The sequence below is a fragment of the Vulcanococcus sp. DEBay_Sum29NL08_54 genome (assembly GCF_017859255.1).
GTDB lineage: Bacteria > Cyanobacteriota > Cyanobacteriia > PCC-6307 > Cyanobiaceae > Vulcanococcus.
The window spans coordinates 1-6,755 of sequence record NZ_JAFMNJ010000054.1; the positions used below are offsets into that span (position 1 = coordinate 1).

5 protein-coding genes are annotated in these 6,755 nt (G+C 67.4%); 4 read left to right on the top strand and 1 reads right to left on the bottom strand.

Annotation, left to right across the window (positions count from 1 at the left end; all coding sequences use genetic code 11):
- Nucleotides 1-376: iron uptake porin (locus QZ186_RS10950; protein ID WP_296416793.1), on the bottom strand; the 376-nt coding region annotated here is incomplete at its 3' end.
- A 170-nt stretch (nt 377-546) separates the two neighbouring features.
- Between QZ186_RS10950 and QZ186_RS10955 the strand changes: the two genes are divergently transcribed.
- The 4 genes from QZ186_RS10955 to QZ186_RS10970 form a co-directional block, all read left to right on the top strand.
- Nucleotides 547-2,073, top strand: a complete 1,527-nt coding sequence (locus tag QZ186_RS10955) for a glycosyltransferase family 39 protein (protein ID WP_296416795.1) — start codon at nt 547-549, stop codon at nt 2,071-2,073.
- Nucleotides 2,040-4,436 (top strand): glycosyltransferase family 39 protein, encoded by a 2,397-nt coding sequence (locus QZ186_RS10960; RefSeq protein WP_296416796.1) that lies wholly within the window; start codon nt 2,040-2,042, stop codon nt 4,434-4,436. Before QZ186_RS10955 ends, QZ186_RS10960 begins: the two co-directional genes overlap by 34 nt.
- Complete coding sequence (locus QZ186_RS10965; RefSeq protein WP_296416799.1) at nt 4,433-5,827, top strand: glycosyltransferase; 1,395 nt, start codon at nt 4,433-4,435, stop codon at nt 5,825-5,827. Before QZ186_RS10960 ends, QZ186_RS10965 begins: the two co-directional genes overlap by 4 nt.
- The coding region (locus QZ186_RS10970; RefSeq protein ID WP_296416802.1) for a lysylphosphatidylglycerol synthase transmembrane domain-containing protein at nt 5,827-6,755 on the top strand (929 nt) is incomplete at its 3' end. The genes QZ186_RS10965 and QZ186_RS10970, both read left to right, overlap by 1 nt.

Here is a 6,755-nt window from a genome sequence, read left to right on the forward strand (position 1 = left end):
CCACGCGGCCGCGGAGCACAGCCAGCTCACGCTCGAATTCCTTCATCAGGCGCTTCAGCTCGTCGGTCACCTCAGTGATCCGGTCGAGGCAAGCGTTCAGCAGTGCGGCCGCTTCATAGCGGGTCATCGCACGGTTGCCGCGGTAGGTGCCGTTGGGGTAGCCAGCGACGCAGCCGTAGCGCTCGATCAGGTTGCTCAGTGCCTGATAAGCCCAGTCGGTGGGCTGCACGTCGGAGAACTGGGTGATCGAAGTCACCTGCTCTTCGGTGCCGTACTGGCTCAGGCCAGCGATGTTGACATCAGCGGCGTTTGCAGCAACAGGAGCCAGAAGGCCCAGAGCTGCAGGCGCCAGAAGAAGCTTCTGGAACAGTTTCATTGGTCCTCACACCAAAACGAGGAGAAGGGCACAAGGCCCCCGGCGATGATGCGGAACCGACCCCCTAGCCAGAAACATCGGGTGTGCCACAACCTGCAATGACTAGTAACAAGAGACACAAAGCAGGGTTGTTTTCGTATACCAACGCACTCTTTTTGTGGTGGCGCGCCTTGCCGTTTCTGCCGCTACTGCTCAGCGTTGCGCCCCGCAGCTACCTGGCCCATGACGAGGGCTACTACGCCCTCCAGGCCCGCTGGATCCAAGAGAGCGGCCAGTGGCTCGCGCCCCTCTGGTGGGATCAACCGCTGTTTGATCGCACGGTCGGTGTGCAGTGGCTCATCGCCAGCAGCCAGCAGCTCTTCGGTGCCAACAGCTGGGCCGCGCACCTGCCCTCGCTGCTCGCGGCTGGCCTGGCTCTGGCGTTCACCGCAGGCCTCGCCCATCGCCTGCTGGGCCCAGGACTGGGCTGGCTCAGTGCCGCCGTCCTGGCGCTCACGCCACTCTTTATTAACTACGCCCACCTGGCCAGCCAGGACATGCCCCTGCTGGCGCTGGAGCTGCTCGGGGCCCTGGCGTTGCTGCGAGCAGACGAACGGTCCCGCGGATGGAGCTTCGCCGCAGGGGCCTGGCTGGGACCGGCCTTTTTGATCAAGGGCTTCATGGTCGCGCTACCGGTGCTGGCCCTGCTGCCCTTCCTGCTCTTGCGGCGGCGTGTCCTGCTGCGCTCGGCCGCCTTCTGGTCCGGGCTCCTGCTGGGCTGGCTGCCCGTCGGGCTCTGGCTGGGCCTGAGCCTGCAGCACTACGGGGCTGGCGTCGTCGGAGGACTGCTGGACAAGCTGCTGTTCCTCTCGGAAAGCGACGTCTACAGCGCCGGTCCCCTCTATTACTTCTGGAACATCCCAGCCAACTGCGCGCCCTGGAGCCTGGTGGCCCTCGCCGGGCTGGTCTGGGGCCTGAGGCGCTGGCGCTCGGAGCAGGGGCTGCTGTTGCTGGTCTATCCGCTCGGCCTGCTGCTGCTGCTGAGTTGCTTCCGCACCAAGACGCCCTACTACGGCCTGCAGCTCACCCCCTTTCTGGCGATCTGGGCCGCCAGCGGCCTGCGGCTGTTCGCGCAATCGGGCATCGCCCGGCCGCGGGCCATCGCCTGGGGCGTCGCTGGCCTCGGGGTGTTGCTCTGCCTGGCCGGGGCGCTGCTCCTGCTCCCCGGAAACCTGCTCCCACTCGAGATCCCGCCCCTGGCGCCAGCACTGCTGGGTCTTGCGGCCCTGGCCCTGGGCCTGAGCTGGGCGCTGCTGCCCCAGCAACGGACCCCGAAACGCGTCCTGGCCGCCGTGTTGATCGGCCCCTGGCTGGCCCTGAGCCTGCTGGTGCAGGGGGGCCTGTTCAGCGATCGCTCTCCAGGGCTGCGCCAGGCCCTCAGCGATGGCGCGATCCAACCGCTGCTGGCCGCAGAACCGGTGGCCGTCATCAGCGGCAGCCCCCTGAGCGGCCAGGCCCATGCCCAGCTGATCCTGCTGGCCCTGGGGACTCCGCAGTTGGGAGCAAAGGTGGAGAGCGCGGCGGCACTGAAGCCAGGCCGCTTGGCCTGGATTGAGACACCAGCCCTGCAGGATTCCGCCAATCGGGAGCTGATCCCCCTGGCCTCGGGCGATGATCTGGCCCCATGGACCTTGGTACGCAGCCCCAGCGGCAACTGAACCGGCGTGATGGCCTGCTGCTGCTGGCCCTCTGGCTGCTCTGCCTGCTGCTGGACGGCCTTTGGATTCAGCAGCACCAGGCCCCGCCGGCCTGGGACCAAGGCGATCACCTCAGCCGCGCCCTGGGGGTCTGGCAGGTCCTGAGCCAGCCGGCCCCCTGGAGCGGGGACTGGTGGCACAGCCTCTGGGCCCAGGCCCCCAGCTACCGCGGCCCGCTGACCTACGTGCTCAGTGCACCCGTTCTGCAGCTGCTCGGCCCGAGCTTCAGCAGCGCCATGGCCTCCGGCGCCGTCTTCAACGGGATCCTGCTGCTGAGCTGCTACGGCCAAGGCCGGCAACTGCACAGCCGCCGCGCGGGGCTCTGGGCCGCCCTGTTTGTGGCGACAGCCCCGGCCCTGCTGAATCAACGCACCGACTACCTGATCGACCTGAGCCTGACGGCGGTCATGACCGGCAGCTGGTGGATCCTGAGCCAGCGGCGCTGGTTTGCGGCCGGCCGTCGCTGGCTCTGGACCGTCCTCAGCGGAATCGGACTGGGGCTGGTGGCCCTGACCCGGCCGACGGGCTTGGTGCTGCTCTGGCTCCCCCTGCTGCTGCTCCTGATCGGGGGCCTGCGCGAAGCGCGCCGCGGCCAATGGCGGCCTTTGCTGCAGGGCGCCACGGCCAGCGTCATCGCCTGGCTCCTGGTCTGGCCCTGGTTCAGCCAGAACTGGCTGACCATCCTGAGCACGATCAACAAAGCGCGCCAGTGGGGGGTCGCCTACCAGGACGGCCTGGAGGCCAACAGCCTGGAGGGTTGGCTCTACTACCTGAAATTGCTGCCGGCGATGCTCGGCAGCAGCCTGACGGCCCTGGTGCTGGTGGGCGGAGTCATCGCGCTGGTGGAGCGCAGACCGCAACTCAACCCAGACAAGGCCTGGCTGATCTGGTGGTTGAGCTTTCCCCTGGGGGGACTGCTGATCTGCATCCTGATGACCAGCAAGGACTTCCGCTTCGTCCTGCCCCTGCTGCCGCAGCTGGCCATTGCCTTGGCCCTGATCGTCGCCAGCGTCGAACGCCGCTGGGCACCCCTTTGGCAGGGGGCGCTGGTGCTGGTCGCGCTGCTGGGGGCGCTCTGGAGCCAATTCGGCTGGGGGCCCAAGCTCAGCAGCTTTCCGCCCCATCGCCCGAACCCCCAGGGGGGCTGGCCCATCGAGGCGATCGTGGCCAGCGTCCGCAGCACCAGCCCCAACCAGCTCTCAACCCTGGCGGTGCTCCCAGACAGTGAAGGACTCAACGCCTTCAACCTCGAAGCCGAGGGACGGCGCCAGCAGTTCCGCCTGGCCGCCCGCCAGACCGTGGCCCCCAAGGAGCGGCTGGAGGAAGAACTCAGCAACTTCGACTGGTTCCTCCGCAAAGGCGGGGACCAGGGGGTGATGAGCGATGAGCGGCAGGCTCGCCAAAGCGAACTGCTGCAGAACTCAGCGCACTTCGAGCAGGTGGGCAGCTGGCCCCTGCCCGATGGCAGCCAGGCGCAACTGCTGCGCCGCAAGCAACTGAGCGTGCGCACCGCAGCGATCACCTGCCCGGCCCAACTCAGCGGCTCGATCACGGCGATTCCAGGCGGACTGGACGTGCGGGTCTCAGGGCCCAGCAGCGCCCTGCAGGGATCCAAGCTGCTGCTGACCCTCCGCCAAGGCGAGCAACGGCTCGAAGCCGACCAGGCCCTGGGCCAGGGGCTGCTGCGCTTACCCAAGGGATGCCTCGAGGTTCAGCAACAGCTGGCCCTGAGTGACGGCGCCAACAGCGACGGGGCCTGGAGCGCTGAGCTGCAGCTGCTGAAGGCCAATGGCCAGCGGCAGACCGTCCAGCTGCCGGCCGATCGAGCGGTGCTGCTGCAACCGGGGCAGGGCGATCCCGGTGAACGCACGGCCAACCGCGTCGCCCTGCTGCGTCAGCTGGGGGGACAACTGCGCCGCGGCGAACTGGACAGCCTCTTCTCCAAGGTCGGACAGCTCAACCAAAGCGACCCGGAGCAGGTCTATCTGAGCGACGCCGAGGCGATCCTGCGGGCCCGGCTCCAGGACGATCCCGGTGACCTGAACGACCTCTACAGCCTGGCTCTGGCCCAGGCCCTGCAGCGCCACGCCGGCGATGCGGCGCAGACCTTGACCCAGATCAAGGCCCTGGATCCCTCCAATCCGAATGCACTGCTGGGGCTTGGAGTCGTGGAGCTTTATCGCTTTCGGCCCGCCCAAGCGCAGGTCGCGCTGGATCAAGCAGCGAAGATGAGCCCCAACAACTCCACCCTGCGCACCCTGCGCATCGTGGCCAGTGCCCTGCGCCTGGATCTGCCCCAGACCCTCCACCTGCTTCGTTCATGACCGCCCCGAGCCAGCAGATCCACTTCCGCCAGCGCAACCGCACCTATTACGCCGACCTGGAGCGTCTGCACCAACTGCTGGTGCCACCGGGCCTGCGGGTGCTGGAGGTGGGCTGCGGCAGCGGCGATCTGCTGGCCCATCTGCAACCGGCCCATGGGGTGGGCATCGAGCTGGATCCAGATGTCGCCGCTGTTGCCCGTGAGCGGCACCCCGAGCTGCGGATCCTGGCGGCCAACGCCGAGACGATGACCCCGGCGTCCATCGGCGAAACCCAGCCGTTCGATGTGATCCTGCTGCCGAACACCCTGAACACGCTGCAGGACGTGCAAGGGGTGCTGGAGCGGCTTGAGGCCTTCTGCCACCCGCGCACACGCCTGGTGGTGAGTTTCCACAATTGGCTCTGGCAACCGCTGCTGAAGGCCGCCGAGCGCCTGGGGCAACGGCAACCGCAACCGCCTGAGAGCTGGCTGACCCCCAACGACGTCCGCAACCTGCTGGATCTTGCGAGCTGGGAGGTGCTGAAAGAGGGCCAGCGCTGCTTGGTCCCGCGTCAGATTCCCTTGATCACCCCCTTGGCGAACCGTTGGCTGAGCCAACTGCCGCTGATCGACAACCTGGGGCTGACCCATTGGATGGTGGCCCGGCCGGCCCGTCAGCAGCGCCAGAACCCCAGCGTCAGCGTGGTCATCCCGGCCCGCAACGAAGCCGGAAACATCGCACCGGCGATTGAGCGGTTGCCGGAACTGGGCCGCTTCACCGAGGTGATCTTTGTCGAGGGGCATTCCTCCGACAACACCTGGGAGGAGATCGAGCGGGTCTGCGCGACCTATCAGGGGCCCATGCGCCTGAAGAAATTCCGCCAGACCGGCAAGGGCAAAGCCGATGCGGTCTGGCTGGGCTTTGATCAGGCCGAGGGGGATGTGCTGATGATCCTCGATGCCGATCTGACCGTCAGGCCGGAGGATCTGCCGCGCTTCGCCCAGGCCATGGCCGATGGACGCGGGGAGTTCGTCAACGGCTGCCGCCTGGTCTACCCCCGCAGCTGGGAGGCGATGCCGCCGCTGAACACGGCCGCCAACCGCTTTTTTGCCGCCGCCTTCTCCTGGTTGCTGCGTCAACGGCTCAAGGACACCCTCTGCGGCACGAAGGTGATCTGGAAGGACGACTACGAACGGCTCAAGGCCGGTCGCAGTTACTTCGGTGACTTCGACCCCTTTGGAGACTTTGACCTGCTGTTTGGCGCCAGCAAGTTGAACCTAAAGATCGTGGAAGTCCCGGTTCGCTACCAAGAGCGCAGCTACGGCAGCTCGAACATCGCCCACGTCAAAGAGGGCCTGATCCTGGGTCAGATGTGTCTCTATGCCGCCCGCAAGTTGAGGTTCATTCCCTGATGCGGCGCCGTTGGCTCTTCGGGCTGGTCGCAGCCCTGGCGATTTATCTCGGGCTGACCACGGCCTTTGGCATCCAGGAGGTCAGCGCGACCCTGGGCCAACTGCACTGGCGCTGGTGGATCCTGGCGCCCGCCATCTGCCTGGGTAGCCATCTGGTGCTGATCGGGCGCTGGTCCTATTACCTGCGCCAACTGGGCTTTCCCCTGCCCCTGAAACCCGCCGCCAAGATCTACGCCGCCGGCCTGGCCTTGATTGCCGCCCCCGGCCGCAGCGGCGAGGCGGTGCGCGGCCTCTGGCTGCAGCGGCGCCACGGCTTCCCGCTGACCGTGGGTGTGGGCATCACCCTGGCCGAGCGCCTGGCGGATCTCGCCAGTGCGCTACTGGTCCTCAGCTGGGGCCTCGGGGAGCAGGTCTGGATCGCCATGCTGATTGGCCTGGCGGTCCTCGGAGTCGGTGGCTGGGTACTGACCCACCCGCGGGTCCTGCGGCGCCTGGAGCATTGGCTCGAGAGCCTGCCCCTGCATCAACGCTGGAACGGCCTGATTCGGCTGCTGCGGGAAGCGCTGCTGGCCATGGGCCGGATGCGCCAGTTGATGAAACCCAAGCCCCTGATCGCCGGCACCCTGCTGGCCTGCGTCTGCTGGATGATCGAGGCGGGCCTGCTGGTGGCGCTCTATCACGCCCTCGGCGTTGAGCTGAGCCTGCACCAAACCGCCGTGATCCGCACTGCGACGGGCCTCGGCGGGGTGATCTCACTGCTGCCGGCCGGTTTGGGCACCAGTGAAGCCACCTCGATTGGCCTGGCGATGCTCTACGGAGCCGATCGCTCCCAGGCCCTGGCGGTGACGCTGCTGCTTCGTCTCTGCACCCTCGCCATCCCCTGCCTGGTGGGGGTCCTGGCGTTGATGCGCCAACCGGATCTCAGCCG

Bases quoted from the DNA above. Each gene is read 5' to 3' on its own strand.
- QZ186_RS10960 (WP_296416796.1), top strand. From the start codon at position 2,040: ATGGACCTTGGTACGCAGCCCCAGCGGCAACTGAACCGGCGTGATGGC.
- QZ186_RS10965 (WP_296416799.1), top strand. From the start codon at position 4,433: ATGACCGCCCCGAGCCAGCAGATCCACTTCCGCCAGCGCAACCGCACC.